Source organism: Sinorhizobium alkalisoli (genome assembly GCF_008932245.1).
In the GTDB taxonomy this organism is placed as follows: Bacteria; Pseudomonadota; Alphaproteobacteria; order Rhizobiales; family Rhizobiaceae; genus Sinorhizobium; species Sinorhizobium alkalisoli.
The window spans coordinates 1,842,549-1,859,132 of sequence record NZ_CP034909.1 but is presented as its reverse complement, the minus strand read 5'-3'; the positions used below and the strand labels follow the sequence as shown (position 1 = coordinate 1,859,132).

General features: G+C 64.0%; 17 protein-coding genes. 14 read left to right on the top strand and 3 right to left on the bottom strand.

The features are described from left to right. Positions 1 to 29: 29 nt before the first annotated feature. Genes cobA through cbiB form a run of 4 tightly spaced genes read left to right on the top strand, consistent with a single transcriptional unit; the run spans position 30 to position 4,155 of the window. Positions 30 to 869: a uroporphyrinogen-III C-methyltransferase gene (cobA, locus tag EKH55_RS09100; protein ID WP_151611971.1), complete on the top strand. Its 840-nt coding sequence runs from the start codon at positions 30 to 32 to the stop codon at positions 867 to 869. After that, the gene (locus EKH55_RS09095; protein ID WP_151611375.1) at positions 866 to 2,167 is read left to right on the top strand and encodes a cobyrinic acid a,c-diamide synthase CobB; all 1,302 of its coding nucleotides are present in this window, start codon (positions 866 to 868) and stop codon (positions 2,165 to 2,167) included. Before cobA ends, EKH55_RS09095 begins: the two co-directional genes overlap by 4 nt. Beyond that, the gene (cobD, locus tag EKH55_RS09090) at positions 2,164 to 3,162 is read left to right on the top strand and encodes a threonine-phosphate decarboxylase CobD (protein WP_151611374.1); all 999 of its coding nucleotides are present in this window, start codon (positions 2,164 to 2,166) and stop codon (positions 3,160 to 3,162) included. Before EKH55_RS09095 ends, cobD begins: the two co-directional genes overlap by 4 nt. Further along, entirely contained in the window at positions 3,163 to 4,155 is a 993-nt protein-coding gene (gene cbiB / locus EKH55_RS09085) for an adenosylcobinamide-phosphate synthase CbiB (protein ID WP_151611373.1), read from the top strand. A 140-nt stretch (positions 4,156 to 4,295) separates the two neighbouring features. Here the strand turns inward: cbiB and EKH55_RS09080 are convergent, their stop codons facing one another. Further along, positions 4,296 to 4,568 (bottom strand): hypothetical protein, encoded by a 273-nt coding sequence (locus EKH55_RS09080; RefSeq protein ID WP_069458304.1) that lies wholly within the window; start codon positions 4,566 to 4,568, stop codon positions 4,296 to 4,298. Positions 4,569 to 4,742: 174 nt separating this feature from the next. On the opposite strand from EKH55_RS09080, the gene EKH55_RS09075 reads away from it, so the two are divergent. Next, positions 4,743 to 5,120 carry a hypothetical protein gene (locus tag EKH55_RS09075; protein ID WP_151611372.1) on the top strand — a complete coding sequence of 126 codons (378 nt, stop codon included), beginning with the start codon at positions 4,743 to 4,745 and terminating at the stop codon, positions 5,118 to 5,120. 295 nt (positions 5,121 to 5,415) lie between these two features. Here the strand turns inward: EKH55_RS09075 and EKH55_RS09065 are convergent, their stop codons facing one another. Continuing rightward, complete coding sequence (locus EKH55_RS09065; protein ID WP_069458597.1) at positions 5,416 to 6,186, bottom strand: Crp/Fnr family transcriptional regulator; 771 nt, start codon at positions 6,184 to 6,186, stop codon at positions 5,416 to 5,418. 186 nt (positions 6,187 to 6,372) lie between these two features. On the opposite strand from EKH55_RS09065, the gene hemN reads away from it, so the two are divergent. The 8 genes from hemN to EKH55_RS09025 all read left to right on the top strand — a co-directional run bounded on the left by hemN (position 6,373) and on the right by EKH55_RS09025 (position 14,207). Next, positions 6,373 to 7,722 (top strand): oxygen-independent coproporphyrinogen III oxidase, encoded by a 1,350-nt coding sequence (gene hemN, locus EKH55_RS09060; protein ID WP_069458306.1) that lies wholly within the window; start codon positions 6,373 to 6,375, stop codon positions 7,720 to 7,722. Between the two features lie 107 nt (positions 7,723 to 7,829). After that, a complete protein-coding gene (locus tag EKH55_RS09055) occupies positions 7,830 to 8,108 on the top strand; it encodes an acyl carrier protein (RefSeq protein WP_012708338.1) in 279 nt (92 codons plus the stop codon). Positions 8,109 to 8,221: 113 nt separating this feature from the next. Beyond that, positions 8,222 to 8,698 carry a 3-hydroxyacyl-ACP dehydratase FabZ family protein gene (locus EKH55_RS09050; RefSeq protein WP_069458307.1) on the top strand — a complete coding sequence of 159 codons (477 nt, stop codon included), beginning with the start codon at positions 8,222 to 8,224 and terminating at the stop codon, positions 8,696 to 8,698. Position 8,699: 1 nt separating this feature from the next. Beyond that, positions 8,700 to 9,899 carry a beta-ketoacyl-ACP synthase gene (locus tag EKH55_RS09045; protein WP_069458308.1) on the top strand — a complete coding sequence of 400 codons (1,200 nt, stop codon included), beginning with the start codon at positions 8,700 to 8,702 and terminating at the stop codon, positions 9,897 to 9,899. Between the two features lie 12 nt (positions 9,900 to 9,911). After that, entirely contained in the window at positions 9,912 to 11,195 is a 1,284-nt protein-coding gene (locus EKH55_RS09040; protein WP_069458309.1) for a beta-ketoacyl-ACP synthase, read from the top strand. A 68-nt stretch (positions 11,196 to 11,263) separates the two neighbouring features. Then, a complete protein-coding gene (locus tag EKH55_RS09035) occupies positions 11,264 to 12,292 on the top strand; it encodes a zinc-binding dehydrogenase (RefSeq protein ID WP_069458310.1) in 1,029 nt (342 codons plus the stop codon). Between the two features lie 11 nt (positions 12,293 to 12,303). Beyond that, the gene (locus tag EKH55_RS09030) at positions 12,304 to 13,227 is read left to right on the top strand and encodes a lipid A biosynthesis lauroyl acyltransferase (RefSeq protein ID WP_069458311.1); all 924 of its coding nucleotides are present in this window, start codon (positions 12,304 to 12,306) and stop codon (positions 13,225 to 13,227) included. 269 nt (positions 13,228 to 13,496) lie between these two features. Further along, complete coding sequence (locus EKH55_RS09025) at positions 13,497 to 14,207, top strand: PAS domain-containing protein (RefSeq protein ID WP_083265300.1); 711 nt, start codon at positions 13,497 to 13,499, stop codon at positions 14,205 to 14,207. A gap of 49 nt (positions 14,208 to 14,256) precedes the next feature. On the opposite strand, the gene EKH55_RS09020 is transcribed toward EKH55_RS09025, so the two are convergent. Further along, entirely contained in the window at positions 14,257 to 14,766 is a 510-nt protein-coding gene (locus EKH55_RS09020; RefSeq protein WP_069458312.1) for a hemerythrin domain-containing protein, read from the bottom strand. Between the two features lie 192 nt (positions 14,767 to 14,958). Here EKH55_RS09020 and ccoN point away from each other — a divergent pair, with 192 nt between their 5' ends. Then, entirely contained in the window at positions 14,959 to 16,581 is a 1,623-nt protein-coding gene (gene ccoN / locus EKH55_RS09015; protein ID WP_069458313.1) for a cytochrome-c oxidase, cbb3-type subunit I, read from the top strand. Positions 16,582 to 16,584: the final 3 nt, after the last annotated feature.

The following is a 16,584-nucleotide window of genomic DNA, read 5'->3' as shown; positions in this document are numbered from 1 at the left end:
AAGCTTCGCTCGGTCGGGAGTGAGAGATGATGACGGAAATCCTATTCGCCGGTCTGCCCGAACTTGAGCCGGGAGCCGTGTGGCTGGTCGGGGCGGGGCCGGGCGATCCCGGTCTCCTCACGCTTCACGCGGCCAATGCGCTGCGCCAGGCGGATGTCATCGTCCACGACGCGCTGGTCAATGGCGAGTGCCTGAAGCTCGCCAAACCCGGTGCAACGCTCGAATTCGCGGGCAAGCGCGGCGGCAAGCCTTCGCCGAAGCAGCGCGATATCTCGCTGCGGCTCGTCGAACTGGCCCGGTCGGGGCTGCGGGTGCTGCGGTTGAAGGGCGGCGATCCCTTCGTGTTCGGGCGGGGCGGCGAAGAAGCGCTGACGCTGGTCGAACATGGCATTCCGTTTCGCATCGTGCCTGGCATCACGGCGGGCATCGGCGGCCTCGCCTATGCCGGCATCCCCGTTACCCACAGGGAAGTGAACCATGCGGTCACGTTCCTCACGGGCCATGATTCCTCCGGCGTCGTGCCGGACCGGATCAATTGGGGAGGCATCGCCAAGGGCTCGCCGGTCATCGTCATGTATATGGCGATGAAGCATATCGGCCAGATTGCCGCGAACCTCATTGCCGCCGGCCGGGCGCCGGACGAGCCGGTCGCCTTCGTCTGCAATGCGGCGACGGCGGACCAGGAGGTGCTCGAAACCACGCTGTCGCGCGCGGAGGCCGACGTTGCGGCGTCCGGTCTCGAGCCGCCGGCGATCGTCGTCGTCGGCGAGGTGGTGCGGCTGCGCCCGTCGCTCGACTGGAGGGGTGCGCTCGATGGCCGCAAACTTGTAACCGGTCCGCTGCCAGATCGCTCCCGGAACCCGGCATGAGCGGCCTGATGATTGCTGCTCCGAGCTCCGGCTCGGGCAAGACGACGGTGACGCTCGGCCTGATGCGGGCGCTCAAGAGGCGGGGACATTCGATTTCGCCCGGCAAGGCGGGGCCGGATTACATTGATCCCGCCTTCCATGCGGCGGCAAGCGGCGAGCCTTGCCTCAACTACGATCCCTGGGCGATGCGGCGGGATCTGCTTCTTGCCAACGCGGGGCGGGCTTCGGCCGACGGCTGCACGCTCATCGTCGAGGCGATGATGGGGCTCTATGACGGCGCCGCCGACGGCAGCGGAACTCCGGCCGATCTCGCTGCCACGCTCGGGCTTGCGGTGATTCTCGTCGTCGATTGCGCCCGCCTGTCTCATTCGGTCGCGGCGCTGGTGCGCGGCTATGCGGGCCATCGCGACGATGTCCGCGTTGCGGGCGTCATCCTCAACCGGGTCGGCAGCGACCGCCACGAGGCGATGCTGCGCGACGCGCTCGGCCGCATTTCGGTGCCGATCTTCGGCGTTATCCGTCAGGATGCCGCGCTAAGGCTGCCCGAACGCCATCTCGGTCTCGTCCAGGCGGGGGAGCACGGCGCGCTCGAAAGCTTCATCGACCATGCTGCCGCCACAATCGAGGCCGATTGCGATCTCGATGCCATTCTTGCCGCCGCCTTGCCGTTGCCATTGCAGACCAGACCGGCACCCGCCGCGCTCAAGCCGCTCGGCCAGCGGATCGCCATTGCCCGTGATGTTGCCTTCGCCTTCGTTTACGAGCATCTCATTGCCGGCTGGCGCGGGCAGGGCGCCGAACTTTCCTTCTTCTCGCCGCTTGCGGACGACGGGCCGGACGGCGCTGCGGAGGCAGTCTATCTTCCCGGTGGCTATCCGGAACTGCACGCGGAACGCCTTGCCGGTGCTCGCGGCTTCCGCAACGGCGTGCGTCAAGCGGCGGAGCGGGGCGTTCGCGTCTTCGGCGAATGCGGCGGCTACATGGCGCTCGGGGAGGGGCTTGTTGCCGCGGACGGCCGCCGGCACGAAATGCTGGGCCTGCTGCCGCTCGTCACCAGTTTTGCCGAGCGCAAGCGGCATCTCGGCTATCGCCGTCTCCATCCCGTCGACACCACGTTTTTCGACGGCCCCATGACGGCACACGAATTCCATTATGCGACCATCGTTTCGGCGGGAGCGGCCGAACCGCTTTTCTCGGTGACGGACGCGGCCGGGGAGGACCTCGGACGGGCGGGCCTGCGCCGAAGAAATGTCGCGGGATCCTTCATGCACCTCATCGACCGGCTGGAGGCCCCATGACGGCTCCGCTCGTGCACGGCGGCGGCATCAGCGAGGCGGCGGCGCGATTCGGCGGCGCGCCTGAAGACTGGCTCGACCTTTCGACCGGTATCAACCCGTGTCCGGTGACCATTCCCGAGATCGATCCGCGCGTCTGGCACCGCCTGCCGGACAAGCATCTGGAACAGGCGGCGCGCGTGGCGGCAAGCCGCTACTACCGAACCGGCGATCTGCCGCCTTTGCCGGTGCCCGGCACGCAGGCGGCTATCCAGTTGCTGCCGCCGCTCGCGGGCTCGGCGGGACGGGCCGCGATCCTTGCGCCGACCTATGGCGAATATGCCCGCGTGCTTCAGGCTGGCGGCATGGTCGTCGATCTCGTCGAGACCGTCGACGATCTGGCCGCTGCCCCGTTCGCCGTGATCGTCAATCCCAACAATCCCACCGGTCGGCATTTCCAGCCGGAGCAAATCCTGGCTGTAGCCGAGGCGATGGCCGCGCGCGGCGGCCTTCTCGTGGTCGATGAAGCCTTCGGCGATCTCTATCCGGCGGCAAGCGTTGCGCCGCACGTGGCGGACCACGACAACCTGGTCGTGTTCCGCTCTTTCGGCAAATTCTTCGGGCTTGCCGGTCTGCGCCTTGGCTTCGTGATCGCCACGGCACCCGTGCTGGAGTCGCTGCGCGAGCGGCTGGGGCCGTGGGCCGTTTCCGGTCCGGCGCTGGCCTTGTCGGCCAAGCTGATGGCCGCGGATACCGGGGCAGTCGCCAAACGCATCTGGGAGCGGAAGGCCGGTCTGGATGCGGTGCTCGCGGGGGCCGGGCTCAAGGTGATCGGCGGTACGGGTCTGTTCGCTCTCGTCGAACATGAGCGCGCCCAGGCCCTTCACGAGGACCTTTGCGGGGCGCGCATCCTAACCCGCAAATTCGATTACAACCCGCATTGGCTGCGGCTAGGCCCTGCGGCGGACGAGCACGGGGATCTCCGGCTCGCCGAAGCCTTGAAAGGGGCAGGCGTCTAGATGTCGGAAACCCTTCTCATCCTGGCGGTGGCACTGCTTATCGACCGTCTCCTCGGCGATCCGGACTGGCTATGGTCGCGGATCACCCATCCGATCGTCCACTTCGGCCAGGCCATCGGCCTATTCGACAAAGGATTGAACCAAGCCGAACTGGGGAAGGGTTCCTTAAGGCTGCGCGGGCTGGTGACGATCGCGGTTCTTGTCGTTGCGAGCATGGTGGTGGGCGTCGTGCTCGACCGCCTTTTCAATGTCCTCGGCGCAGTCGGTTTTCTCTTCGAGGCAATCCTCGTTGCCGTCTTCCTCGCGCAGAAAAGCCTTGCCGATCACGTGGTCCGGGTTGCCGACGGCCTTCGCCGCGACGGCCTTGCGGGCGGCCGCGAGGCGGTGTCCCTGATTGTCGGGCGCGATCCGAACACGCTCGACGAACCGGGCGTCTGCCGCGCGGGGATCGAGAGTCTCGCCGAGAATTTCTCCGACGGGGTCGTTGCTCCCGCCCTCTGGTACGCCTTGGCCGGCCTTCCGGGGTTGCTCGCCTATAAGATGCTCAACACCGCGGATTCGATGATCGGGCACAAGAGCCCACGCTATCTGCATTTCGGCTGGGCTTCCGCGCGGCTGGATGACCTTGCCAATCTTCCGGCAGCGCGGCTTTCGGTCCTCCTCGTTGCCGTCGGCGCCTATCTGAGGCGCGGCGCCGAGGCGGCAAGAGCCACAATCGACGTGGCGCGGCGCGACCACGGCCTGCACCGCTCGCCGAATTCCGGATGGCCGGAAGCGGCGATGGCGGGCGCACTGGATATCCAGTTGGCGGGGCCGCGGATCTATGGCGGCGTGACGGTGGACGAGCCGATGATTAACGGAACCGGGCGGCCGATCGCGACCGCCGAGGATGTCGATGCCGCCGTTTCGGTCTTCTACGCGGCCTGTTCGGTAATGACTCTGGCCATCGCCGCGTTGGCTCTTCCCTTCTTGCTTCTTGCCTCCGGCTGGTAGTGAAAACCTAACGGGGTTGGCGCCCGTGGTTAACGGCCGTTTCGGTGGATTGCGAAGGTTCAGGCCAATGGCCAACTACACCAATTCCAGAATGACCGGAACTGCAGGGCAACCGCTGCTAACCCTCGCCAGCGAAGCAATCAGCTTTGCGATTCGACCAGGATCACCAAGGACTCCGGCACCACTCCATCGAAGGCCATCGCATCCGCGGCTTCCTTGCTCTGCATAGCTTTCATCATGGCGTCCATGTCCGGAACGTCCATAAGAACGGCGACCCGAGTCGGATCTTGTGGATCTACAAAGGTTCGTATGTTGGTCACGCCGAGCGGACCAAAAAACTCTTTGCGCCTCGGTGAGTCGAGCCAGTGCTTGGTGCCCTTCGTGATGTTATGGTAGCCAATGACCGTCGGCATTGCATCCTCCCTACCGTGGCGGCGAAGGCTGGCACAACCAAGAGTGCCAAGATCCATCCCGTCGAACTACGGAGCGCCGTTTTGGTTGGACTGTCAATTGTTTCGTTAGGGCGCGGAGGAACGATTCGGAGAGGGCGTTTCGCTACGCCGCCCGGTGGAAGCGGTCATCAGAGCATGAGGGCCATTCGTCTCGGCACGCTCTACTTCGCTGCGGTTTTCATGGTCGGATTCGTGCTGGGGACGATCCGTACGCTGGTCCTGATCCCCCGGTTGGGCGGACTTGGTGCCGTGGCGGTCGAACTGCCAGTGATCCTGACCGCGGCGTGGATCATTTGCGGTTGGCTTCTGCGTGGCAGCACACTGACGCTATCCGAAGCCGCCGGCACGGGGGCGGTCGCCTTCGTTTTGCTGATGCTGACAGAAGTGGCGCTGTCGGCCGTGCTTTGGCATCGCACGATCACCGAGCATCTAGCGCTCTACACGAACCCCGCCGATCTGCTCGGCCTCGCCGGGCAGATCGCTTATGCGTCTTTCCCTTTGATACGCCGCTGATATCGGCTCCTGGCGGCGCGCTTCAGCGCCGCGCGTCTTATAAGACGCGCAAGGTCGCTGTAGCACTTTGAACTGCTGCATGTCTTTGTCCTTTAAACGAGGTCGATTAAAGGAGACATGCAGTTGTCGCGGATCCCGATTGCGCTCCGACGGCTCGGCAGGCCGGTGCTGGCTGGTTCAGGCTGTGGCAGGGCGCGGCGACCGCCGAAGGTGCGGCCGCCGTGCCTCCGTGCCGGGATGCTCAAGTGCTTGGATTGCCGTCGCGGCCCAGAACCAGCCGCACTGCGATTGCCGTTCAGCCATCGATCCCGGCGCAGCGCTTCAAGCGTGCCATGACGGGCACGAAGACCCGGCGGTTGTTCTCGATGCGGATCACGCCGTCCTTGCGCAGTTTGGTGATCTGGCGGCTGACGGTCTCGATGGTGAGGCCGAGGTAGTCGGCGATGTCGGCGCGAGAGAGGGGCAGGTCGAATTCGTTCGCCACGCCTTCTTCGGGGTCGAAATGGGTTGCGATGAGAAAAAGGAAGCTCGCAACCTTCTCCTGGGCCGTCTTGCGGCCGAGCGTCAGCATCCATTCGCGGGCCTCGTCGAGTTCCTTCAAGGCCTGGGCGTGCAGCCGGTGTTCGAGGCCTGGCGCCTCGGCCATCAGCCGCTCGACGATCGCATGTGGAAAGGCGCAGATGTCGATATCGGTCGCCGCTTCCGCACTCAGCGTGCTTTCGCGCGTGAAGGGCCTGCCCATGAAGTCCGGCGCGAACTGAAGCCCGACGATCTGCTGCCGGCCATCCGACATCATTTTGCTCAGCTTCACGACCCCGCGGATGATGTTGGCATGGTTCCGGGTCTCTTCGCCCTGGCCGAGCATCTCGCTGCCGGCCTCCACCGAGCGCCGCGTCGCATGGCGGCTGAGTTCCGTCAGCTGGCCGGGCGTCAGTGCGCCGCAGACGCCGCCATGGCGCGCCTCGCAGGCGATGCACACGACGGGGATGTCCGAATTATGGATGTCCTTGCGGCGGTTCTCGGCGACGATCTGCACGTTTTTCCTGCCCGTTTGGTTATCACTCATCGAAGCAAAAAGGATCGTGCAGGGCAAATCAAGGTTTCGTAGGCGCCTATCGTGCAGACGCGAAACTATGTCTCAGGCAAATTTGACGTTTATCAACTATTGCCCGCAGGTCGTTCGACTTGATCAATATCAAACGCTGCTCTGCTCTTTCATTCTATCTCTGCTGCGTTGTGAGCGGAGATGAAGATGGACGAAGCACTGATACTGAAACATGCCGCGCCGGTACCGCGTTATACCAGCTATCCGACAGCGCCGCATTTCTCGGCGGAGGTCGGCAATTCACATTATACGGGCTGGCTCGGCGCACTCGGCGCCGGCGACAGGCTGTCGCTCTACGCTCATATTCCCTATTGCGACCGGCTCTGCTGGTTCTGTGCCTGCCACACCAAGCAGACGCTGCGCTACGATCCGGTCGCCGCCTATCTCAAGGGGCTGCGCCGTGAAATCGCGACGGCCGGCGGGCTCACGGGTGCGGGCGCCCGCGTTACCGCGCTGCACCTCGGCGGCGGTTCGCCGACGCTTTTGCGGCCGGAGGACCTGATTGCGCTCAGGCAAGAGTTCACCCGCCATTTCGCCTTTGCCGATGAGTGCGAGATCAGCGTCGAGATGGACCCTAACGATCTCGACGCCGGCCGCCACGACGCGCTCGCGGCGATCGGCATGACACGGGCGAGCTTCGGCATCCAGGATTTCGATCCGACGGTGCAGAAGGCGATCAACCGGATCCAGACCTATGAGCAGACGCGCGAGGCGATCGAGGCGTCGCGGGCCCGCGGCGTGCGTTCCGTCAATGTCGATGTGCTCTACGGCCTGCCTTACCAGACGTTGTCGTCGCTCGAGCGCACCATCGACGCGGCGCTTTCTCTCGCTCCGGATCGGGTCGCGCTCTTCGGCTACGCGCATGTGCCGTGGATGAAGAAGCACCAGGCGATGATCCCGGAGGAGAGCCTGCCGGGCATCGTCGAGCGCTATGCGCAGATGTCGCGTGCAGCCGAAATGCTGGTCGTCGCCGGCTATCAGCCGATCGGCATCGATCATTTCGCCAGGCCGGCGGATGCGCTCGCCGTCGCCAGTAGGGAGGGGCGGCTCCGGCGCAACTTCCAGGGCTATACCGATGATGTCGCCGAAACGCTGATCGGCCTCGGCGCATCGGCAATCGGTCAGTTCCGGCAGGGCTACGTGCAGAATATTCCGGCGACGGGAGAATATCTGCGTGAGGTGGGGCAGGGCGGGCTTGCCGCCGTCCGCGGTTATCTGATGACGCCGGAGGACCGGCTGCGGGCGCGGGTGATCGCGCTCATCATGTGCGAGTTCGGGTTCTCCTTCGAGCGGATTGCGGCGGAGTTTCCCGGGCTTGCCGCAGCGGTCATCGAGGAGGCGCGGCTCTTTCGCGCCCAGGACGCCGATGGTCTCACCGTGATCGAGAACGGCGTCTTCGGTCTGACCTCGCGCGGCAGGCCCTTCGCGAGGACGGTCGCGGCCGCCTTCGACGCGCATCTTCGCTCGGGGCGGGGAAGGCACTCGGTCGCCGTTTAGCAACAGCTGTCTTCAATTCTCAACCGCTGTAGCCAAGGAGGCATTGGCTTTTGCGGTGCATTTTTCTATAGGGATCGCCAAGACTCGAATTTCATGAGGTATTGCGCGTGACAGCTACATTCGACAAGGTTGCCGACATTATTGCAGAAACGAGCGAGATCGATCGCGAGACGATCAAGCCGGAGAGCCACACCATCGACGATCTCGGCATCGACAGTCTGGATTTCCTCGACATCGTTTTCGCGATCGACAAGGAATTCGGCATCAAGATCCCGCTGGAGCAGTGGACTCAGGAAGTCAATGAAGGCAAGGTCTCGACCGAGGAATATTTCGTTCTGAAGAACCTCTGCGCCAAGATCGACGAATTGCGGGCCGCCAAGGCCTGATTGACGCCTCCATCCGGGTTCGATCCATTCCGATGCCGCCTGCTGCGTCCGTCGCTTGACAGGCGGCATCGGCATTTTTACTTGAGCCGCGAAACCAAAGGGGTTGAGCCTTCATGCTCCTTGAGTATTTCCAGATGATCGACCGGATCGAGAGTGTCGATCTTACGGCCGGCCGACTGACGGCACGCTCCGTCGTCCCGGACAAGAGCCCCGTCTTCGAGGGGCATTTTCCCGGCTATCCACTGGTCCCGGGCGTCCTCCTGATCGAGACCATGGCGCAGGCCTCCGGTTTCCTCGTGCTCGCGGCGACGAAATTCGCGGCGATGCCGTTCCTGATGTCGGTCGACGGCGCCAAGATGCGCAGTTTCGTCGAGCCCTCGGCAGAACTCGAGATCGAGGCGCTGCTGGAGCACGAAGGGTCCGGTTTCGCCGTCACCAAGGCGAAGATTGCCTCGGGCGGCAAGAAGATCTGCGATGCCCAGTTGAAGCTGAGAACGGTCCCCTTCGATCAGGTGCCGCTCGGCGATATCGTTCGCAAGCGCGCCGAGGAACTGGGTCTCATGGCCGCAACGGCCGGTTCGGAGAAATAAGATGACGAAATCCGCAAACGACGTGGTAATCACCGGCGTCGGCATCGTGACGAGCCAGGGTGTCGGTACCGAGCCGCATGTGAAGCTCCTGACCACGGCCGAAGCACCAAAAGTGCGGATCGAAACCGAACGTTTCGCGCCCTATCCCATTCATCCGCTGCCGGAAATCGACTGGTCCGAGCAAATCCCGAAGCGCGGCGACCAGCGGCAGATGGAGAACTGGCAGCGCCTCGGCGTCTTCGCCGCCGGGCTTGCGCTCGACGATGCGGGCCTGAAGGACGACCTCGACGCTTGTGGCAGCATGGACATGATCGTCGCCGCCGGCGGCGGCGAGCGCGACATCAATGTCGATTCGCTGATCGTCGACGAGGCCTTGAAGCGCAATGATCGCGAGCGACTCCTGAACGAGAAGCTGACCACGGAACTGCGCCCGACGCTCTTTCTCGCCCAGCTTTCCAACCTGCTTGCCGGCAATATTTCCATCGTGCACAAGGTCACTGGCTCCTCGCGCACCTTCATGGGCGAGGAGGCAGCCGGCATCTCGGCGGTCGAGACCGCTTTCGCCCGGATCAAGGCCGGGCAGTCGACCCACACGCTCGTCGGCGGCGCTTTTTCGGCCGAGCGTCTCGACATCGTGCTGCTGTTCGAGGCCATCCAGGCGCATGCAACCGGCGAGTGGCATCCGATCTGGTCTCGCGAGGCGGAAAATGGCGGCGGCATGATCCTCGGTTCGGTGGGCGCTTTCCTCGTGCTCGAGTCGCGCGAACATGCCGAGGCGCGCGGCGCCCGCATCTATGCGACGATCGATGCGATCGGCGGCGACCGCGGCAGCCGCGACGAGGGCCGGCTCGAGGCGCGCCTCAAAGCCCTGGCGCAGCCGGCCACTCACCTCGATCCGCAGTCTACCGTGGTGTTTTCCGGAACCTCCGGTTTCCATGATCTCGTTCGCCGCGAAAGAAAATTCCTCGAAACGGAACTCGCCGCCAGGCCGGTCCGCGCCTTCGGCGGCCTCGTCGGTCATGGTGTCGAGGCGCAGTTCCCGGTCGGCATGGCGCTTGCCGCACTTGCGCTCGGCCATGGTGCCGAAATCCCGCCTTTCGATCCTGCCGAATCGCCGATGACGGCGCCTGCAAAAGCAGCCGTCGTGACGACCATCGGACATGCCCGCGGCGAAGGCATCGCCGTGCTTGCCGCTGAATAAGGGAGCTCGACCATGAGCAAGGCATACAAGGACCATCTCGGCCGTCCGATCGTCGCCGTGACGGGCATGGGCGTCATCACCTCGCTCGGCCAGGGGATCGAAGACAACTGGGTGGCGCTCACGGGCGGCGTATCGGGTATTCACAAGATCACCCGGTTCCCGACGGACAGCCTCTCGACCCGCATCTGCGGTACGGTCGACTTCATCGAGCTGCCGGCGGAAAATGCCGTCGAGCGCTCCTATGCGATGGCGCGGGAGACGACCTTGGAGGCGCTTTCGCAGGCCGGGATTTCGGGCGAGTTCAACGGGCCGCTGTTCCTCGCCGCGCCGCCGATCGAGCCGGAATGGAGCGCCCGCTTCGAGCTTGCCGACCGCTCGCCGCCGTCGGAGCGGCCGGGGGATGCCTACAACCGTTTCCTTGCCGCCATGCGGCAGAAGGCCGATCCGGTGTTCCACGAGGCGGTGCTCTTCGGCTCGATTTCAGAGCGTCTCGCCGACCGTTTCGGTACCCGCGGTCTGCCGGTGACGCTGTCGACCGCCTGCGCGTCCGGCGCCACGGCGATCCAGCTTGGCGTCGAAGCGATCCGCCAGGGCCGCACCGACCGGGCGCTGACGGTCGCAACCGACGGTTCGGTCAGCGCCGAGTCGCTGATCCGGTTCTCGCTGCTTTCGGCGCTATCGACCCAGAACGACCCGCCGGAAAAGGCGTCGAAACCCTTCACCAAGGACCGCGACGGCTTCGTCATCGCCGAAGGGGCGGCGACACTGGTGCTGGAGTCGCTGGAGGCGGCAGTCGCCCGCGGCGCGCGCGTCTACGGCATCCTGAAGGGCTGCGGCGAGAAGGCGGATCTCTTCCACCGCACGCGCTCCTCGCCGGACGGCGGCCCAGCGATCGCGACGATCCGGGCGGCACTTGCGGATGCCGGTATCGGCGAGAGCGGCATCGGCTACATCAATGCCCACGGCACGTCGACGCCGGAAAATGACAAGATGGAATATCTCTCCATGTCGGCCGTGTTCGGCGAGCGCCTGCCATCGATTCCGGTTTCGTCGAACAAGTCGATGATCGGCCATACGCTGACCGCGGCCGGCGCGGTCGAGGCCGTGTTCTCGATCCAGACGATGCTGACCGGCACGCTGCCGCCGACGATCAACTACCAGAACCCTGATCCGGCGATCGTTCTCGACGTCGTTCCGAACGTGAAGCGCGACCAGCAGGTGACGGCGGTCCTGTCCAACTCCTTCGGCTTCGGCGGACAGAACGCCAGCCTTGTGATGACGGCGGAGCCGGTTTGAGTATGGCGCCTCCGCCTTCAGCGTAGCGCCCAACTGCTCGACGATCGGAATATTCAAAGGAAACACCAATGCGCGCCCTGCAATTGCTCGATGACCGCAAGCTCGAAATCACCGACTTGGCCGAACCGGAGGCGCCGGGTCCCGGCGAGGTGACGCTGCGCGTCAAGGCGGTCGCGCTCAACCACATCGACGTCTGGGGCTGGCGCGGCATGGCTTTCGCCAAGCGCAAGATGCCGCTGGTGATCGGTGCGGAGGCTTCCGGCGTCGTCGAGAGCATCGGGCCGGGTGTCGCCAATGTGCTGCCGGGGCAACTCGTGTCGATCTATGGGGCGCGCACGTGCGGCCTTTGCCGCCCCTGCAGGGAGGGGCGCGACAATCTCTGCGAACATGTGGGCGGCGTGCACGGCTTCCATCTCGACGGCTTTGCGCAGGAGAAGGTCAACCTGCCGGCGCGCCTGCTCGTGCCGGCGCCTCCGGGTGTCGATGCGGTCGGTGCGGCGCTTGCGCCCGTCACCTTCGGGACGGTCGAGCACATGCTCTTCGACAATGCCAAGCTCGAGCCGGGCGAGACGATCCTCGTTCATGCGGGCGGCTCCGGCATCGGCACGGCCGCCATCCAGCTCGCCAAGAAGATCGGCTGCACGGTCATCACCACGGTTGGCTCCGACGACAAGATCGAGAAAGCCAAGGCGCTCGGCGCCGATCACGTCATCAACTACCGCACCGACCGTTTCGAGGGCGTGGTGCGCAAGCTCACGAAAAAGAAGGGCGTCGACGTCGTCTTCGAGCATGTCGGCAAGGACACCTGGGCGGGCTCGATGCTGTCGATGAAGCGCGGCGGTCGCCTGGTCACCTGCGGCTCGACCTCGGGCGTGTCGACAGACATGAACCTGATGATGCTCTTTCAGCAGCAGTTGAAGCTGCTCGGCTCCTTCGGCTGCCGCATGGAGAACATGGCGAATGCCATGCAGAAGATGGCGCGCAGGCTCGTTCATCCGGTGATCGACACGGAGGTCGGACTCTCCGACATCGACCGGGCGCTGGAGCGGATGGAGTCCCGCCAGATCTTCGGCAAGATCGTCCTCAGGATGGACTGAAGCCGGTGCGCATGCTGATCACACGGCTGGTGCTTGCCGCCGATCGCTTCAGGCAATGGGCGATTGCCCAGTTCGTGCTTCTGCTTCTGTCGGTGCTGAAGCTTCTGCCGCCGGATGCGGCGATCGATTTCATGGATCGCGTCGCGCGCTGGATCGGGCCGAAAACCCGCCGCCACAGGTTGACGCTCACCAATCTGCGCAATGCCTTCCCGGAGAAGAGCGAGGCGGAGATCGAGACGATCGCGCTCGAAAGCTGGGGCAATATGGGGCGGCTCGCAGCCGAATATGTCTTCCTCGATCGCCTTTTCGATTTCGATCCGGCACGCGCCGAGCCGGGCAGGGTGGAGGTCTCCGGCATTCCGCTCTTCATGGAACTGCGCGACAATCCGCGACCCTTCATCGTTTTCACGGCGCATAGCGGCAATTTCGAAATGCTGCCGGTCGCGGGTTCCGCCTTCGGGCTTGAGGTGACGGTTCTCTTCCGGCCGCCGAACAATCCCTATCTCGCCGAAAAGGTGTTCGAGTTCCGCAAGGCCCGCATGGGCAATCTCGTGCCGTCCCATGCGGGCTCCTCCTTTGCGCTCGCCCGTCAGCTCGAACGCGGCGGCGGCGTCGGCGTCCTTGTCGACCAGAAGTTCCGCAAGGGGCTGAAGACGAAGTTCTTCGGCCGCGACGTGCAGACCAATCCGCTGCTCGCCAAACTCGTCCGGCAGTTCAATTGCGAAGTCTATCCGGCCCGCTGCATCCGTTTGCCGGATGGCCGTTTCCGGCTGGAACTGGAGCCGGCGGTCGAAATCCCGCGCCGGGCGGACGGCAGTGTCGACGTCACGGCAACCGCGCAGATGCTGAACGACAAGGTCGAGAGCTGGGTTCGTGAATATCCGGGCCAATGGCTCTGGTACCACGACCGCTGGCACATCAAGCGCAGCCTGTAAAACAGAAAAAGCACGGACGTGTTCCGAAGTCGCCTCCGATTGGCGGGCCGATGCTCTTTTTTGCTCGACGGCCGCTTCCGGAAACGTTGCAGGTTCGTCGAGTTCACTTTCTTTCTGTTGAACGCCCGCGCGCACTGGGTATAAACCTATTGTTGTGTTTTGGGGAGCATGCGCGGACGCGTGTTGAATGAGGGGCAATCCGCAAAACTGGGCGATCGGCTGCGGAACGCCGGTTGGCTCGGCGTGTCGGCTGGAGACGGGGTTTAAAATTGAAGGAACTGGTTGAACTGTTCTGGTTCAAGTATTCGCAGATGCAATATGCCGTAAAGGTGGCAGACGAACATCTGATTGGCATTCTGGACCGTGAACTCGATCCTATCCTGAGGGCGGTCTATGACCGGAAAGCGGCCAGCGTCGAGGATGCACGCCTTCAATTCCAGTTTCTCCTGGACATGCTGCGCGCCGAGGCGGACGATCTCACTTGCGTGCTGCGCCATTCGCAATTGCTTCGCTCCCTGATCGACCGTTATTTCGCAGCGACCGGTGCGGACGACGTCGCGGGGCTCGAGCTCGAACGCGTCCCGAAGCTGCCGAAAAGAGGGCGTGCCGACGAAGGTTTGCTCAACGAGGCGATCCTCGATTCCTTCCCCGACCGGATCGCCGTCATCACGCCCGACTACCGCTATCTTTACGCAAACCGCGCCAATGCCAGCCATCTCGGAAGCAAGCCGATCGATCTCATCGGCCGCCACGTCGTCGAATTCATCGGCCTCCAACGGTTCGAAGAGCGCGTCAAATCCCGTCTCGACCGCTGCTTCGCCGGGGAAATCGTCGACTATTCCTTCGCCAAGTGCGTGGGCGGAAGCACCGTTCCGGTCCGCTGTCGGATGACGCCCTGCCTGTCGAGCAAAGGCAGGGTAATCGGCGCCATTCTCGTCATTCAGGAACAGGCCGACCGGCGGCGGGCGATCGCGGCTTGAACCGGGAACCTGTAGGCCGAGGCGTCAACGCCCCATCCGGCCAGTGCCATCAGTTCGGTTCATGCGCCTGCCGGGCGACAATGCCACGCAGGCATTCCTGTTCGAAGCTGACGTGGCGGCGCAAGCCGGTGAAGAAGCCGCGCAGCATGTAGCCGGCCGTCTCTGGGTTGACGGTGTGGTCTGCCGTGCCGAGCCGATCCAGCATCTCCGTCAACTCTTCGGCAAAGCACTCGTCCTCGCAGTGCTCGAATTTCAGCCGCTCTAGCGATGCGCGCGCCGATGGATCGTCGCCGAAGCGCTGCTCGACCCAATCAAAGACGATGCGCTCCTCGCCGGCGTGAAAGTGGCGCAGCATCGGCGCCAGCATCCTGGCCGCATAGGCGCAAATCTCGCGATCGATTTCACCCGGGAGGCTGTCGGCGATCGCCTCCATGCTGTCGCAGAGCGCCAGCTGCTCCTTGTGGGCGCTTGCGAGCCAGGCGAGCGGCTCGGCATATGCCTCGTTGGCCGCGGCGCGCGCGCCTTCCAACGGCGGCGGCCAATTGATTCCTGCTATCATGCGCTCCGGTCCTTTCCAGTATCTCCTCAAGGACGGTCCTCCTTTGCCGACGAGGATGCGACATGGCGCCGGGCCCAACCTTGATCTGAATCAAGGCGGCAAAGGGGTGACTCTGACAATTCTCAGACTAGCTGGATCGCGCCGGAATTGCGCGCGAGCGCCGGCAAGCTGAGAAAAGTTGGGGACCCAACCATGAAATACACACTCGAGATGCTCTTGCTCGCGGTGGGCGCCTTCCTGGCGCTGATCGGGGCTGGCTTCGCCCAGGACCGCCCATTCGGGGCGCATATGTGGGTTCTGTTCTTCGTGCTCATTGGCGGCGCGATCGTGCTCATGCGCCGCATGGAGTTCCGGCCGGCGTTAGCAGGCCGGGCGCCGGCGCCACAATCGGAATATTTCGACGAGGTCGTAAAATACGGCGTGATCGCCACGATGGCCTGGGGGGTGGTCGGCTTCCTCGTCGGCGTGCTCGTGGCGCTGCAGCTCGCCTTTCCCGATCTCAACATCGAACCTTGGTTCAATTTCGGGCGCATGCGGCCGCTCCACACCTCCGCCGTCATCTTCGCCTTCGGCGGCAATGCGCTGATCGCCACGTCCTTCTATGTGGTGCAGCGCACGAGCCGCGCGCGCCTCTTCGGCGGCGATCTCGCCTGGTTCGTCTTCTGGGGCTACCAGCTTTTCATCGTCATGGCCGCCACCGGTTACCTGCTCGGCATTACCCAGAGCCGGGAATATGCAGAGCCGGAGTGGTACGTGGACCTCTGGCTGACGGTCGTCTGGGTTGCCTATCTCGCCGTCTTCCTCGGCACGATCCTGAAGCGCAAGGAACCGCATATCTATGTGGCGAACTGGTTCTACCTGTCCTTCATCGTCACCATCGCCATGCTGCATATCGTCAACAATCTGGCGGTGCCGGTCTCATTCCTCGGCTCCAAGAGCTATTCGGCCTTTTCGGGCGTGCAGGATGCGCTGACGCAATGGTGGTACGGGCACAATGCCGTCGGCTTCTTCCTGACCGCCGGCTTCCTGGCGATGATGTACTACTTCATTCCGAAGCAGGTGAACCGTCCCGTCTATTCCTACCGGCTGTCGATCATCCACTTTTGGGCGCTGATCTTCATGTATATCTGGGCAGGACCCCATCACCTGCATTACACGGCCCTGCCGGATTGGGCGCAGACGCTCGGCATGGTCTTCTCCGTCATGCTCTGGATGCCCTCCTGGGGCGGCATGATCAACGGCCTGATGACGCTCTCGGGCGCCTGGGACAAGGTCCGCACCGATCCGATCGTGCGCATGATGGTCATGGCCGTGGCCTTTTACGGCATGGCGACCTTCGAAGGGCCGATGATGTCGATCAAGACGGTCAACTCGCTCAGCCATTATACCGACTGGACCATAGGCCACGTGCATTCGGGTGCGCTCGGCTGGAACGGCCTGATCACTTTCGGCGCCATCTACTATCTCGTGCCGAAGCTCTGGAACCGCGAACGGCTCTACAGCGTGCGCATGATCAACTGGCACTTCTGGCTCGCCACCCTCGGCATCGTCGTCTACGCCGCCGTCATGTGGGTCGCCGGCATCCAGCAGGGCCTGATGTGGCGCGAGTACGACGACCAGGGCTTCCTCGTCTATTCCTTCGCGGAAACGGTGGCGGCGATGTTCCCCTACTATGTGATGCGTGCCGTCGGCGGCGCCCTCTTCCTCGCCGGCGCTCTGATCATGGCCTTCAACATCACGATGACAATCCTCGGACGCGTGCGTGAGGAAGAACCGATCCTCGGCGCGGCGCCGGTTGCGCAGCTTGCGGAATAGGAG

Excerpts from the sequence above, each read along its gene's own strand:
- EKH55_RS09065 (WP_069458597.1), bottom strand. The coding sequence starts at position 6,186 with ATGAGTGATAACCAAACGGGCAGGAAAAACGTGCAGATCGTCGCCGAG.
- hemN (WP_069458306.1), top strand. The coding sequence starts at position 6,373 with ATGGACGAAGCACTGATACTGAAACATGCCGCGCCGGTACCGCGTTAT.
- ccoN (WP_069458313.1), top strand. The coding sequence starts at position 14,959 with ATGAAATACACACTCGAGATGCTCTTGCTCGCGGTGGGCGCCTTCCTG.
- EKH55_RS09095 (WP_151611375.1), top strand. The coding sequence starts at position 866 with ATGAGCGGCCTGATGATTGCTGCTCCGAGCTCCGGCTCGGGCAAGACG.
- cobA (WP_151611971.1), top strand. The coding sequence starts at position 30 with ATGACGGAAATCCTATTCGCCGGTCTGCCCGAACTTGAGCCGGGAGCC.
- EKH55_RS09035 (WP_069458310.1), top strand. The coding sequence starts at position 11,264 with ATGCGCGCCCTGCAATTGCTCGATGACCGCAAGCTCGAAATCACCGAC.
- EKH55_RS09020 (WP_069458312.1), bottom strand. The coding sequence starts at position 14,766 with ATGATAGCAGGAATCAATTGGCCGCCGCCGTTGGAAGGCGCGCGCGCC.
- EKH55_RS09080 (WP_069458304.1), bottom strand. The coding sequence starts at position 4,568 with ATGCCGACGGTCATTGGCTACCATAACATCACGAAGGGCACCAAGCAC.
- EKH55_RS09050 (WP_069458307.1), top strand. The coding sequence starts at position 8,222 with ATGCTCCTTGAGTATTTCCAGATGATCGACCGGATCGAGAGTGTCGAT.
- cobD (WP_151611374.1), top strand. The coding sequence starts at position 2,164 with ATGACGGCTCCGCTCGTGCACGGCGGCGGCATCAGCGAGGCGGCGGCG.
- EKH55_RS09040 (WP_069458309.1), top strand. The coding sequence starts at position 9,912 with ATGAGCAAGGCATACAAGGACCATCTCGGCCGTCCGATCGTCGCCGTG.
- EKH55_RS09045 (WP_069458308.1), top strand. The coding sequence starts at position 8,700 with ATGACGAAATCCGCAAACGACGTGGTAATCACCGGCGTCGGCATCGTG.
- EKH55_RS09075 (WP_151611372.1), top strand. The coding sequence starts at position 4,743 with ATGAGGGCCATTCGTCTCGGCACGCTCTACTTCGCTGCGGTTTTCATG.
- EKH55_RS09030 (WP_069458311.1), top strand. The coding sequence starts at position 12,304 with ATGCTGATCACACGGCTGGTGCTTGCCGCCGATCGCTTCAGGCAATGG.
- cbiB (WP_151611373.1), top strand. The coding sequence starts at position 3,163 with ATGTCGGAAACCCTTCTCATCCTGGCGGTGGCACTGCTTATCGACCGT.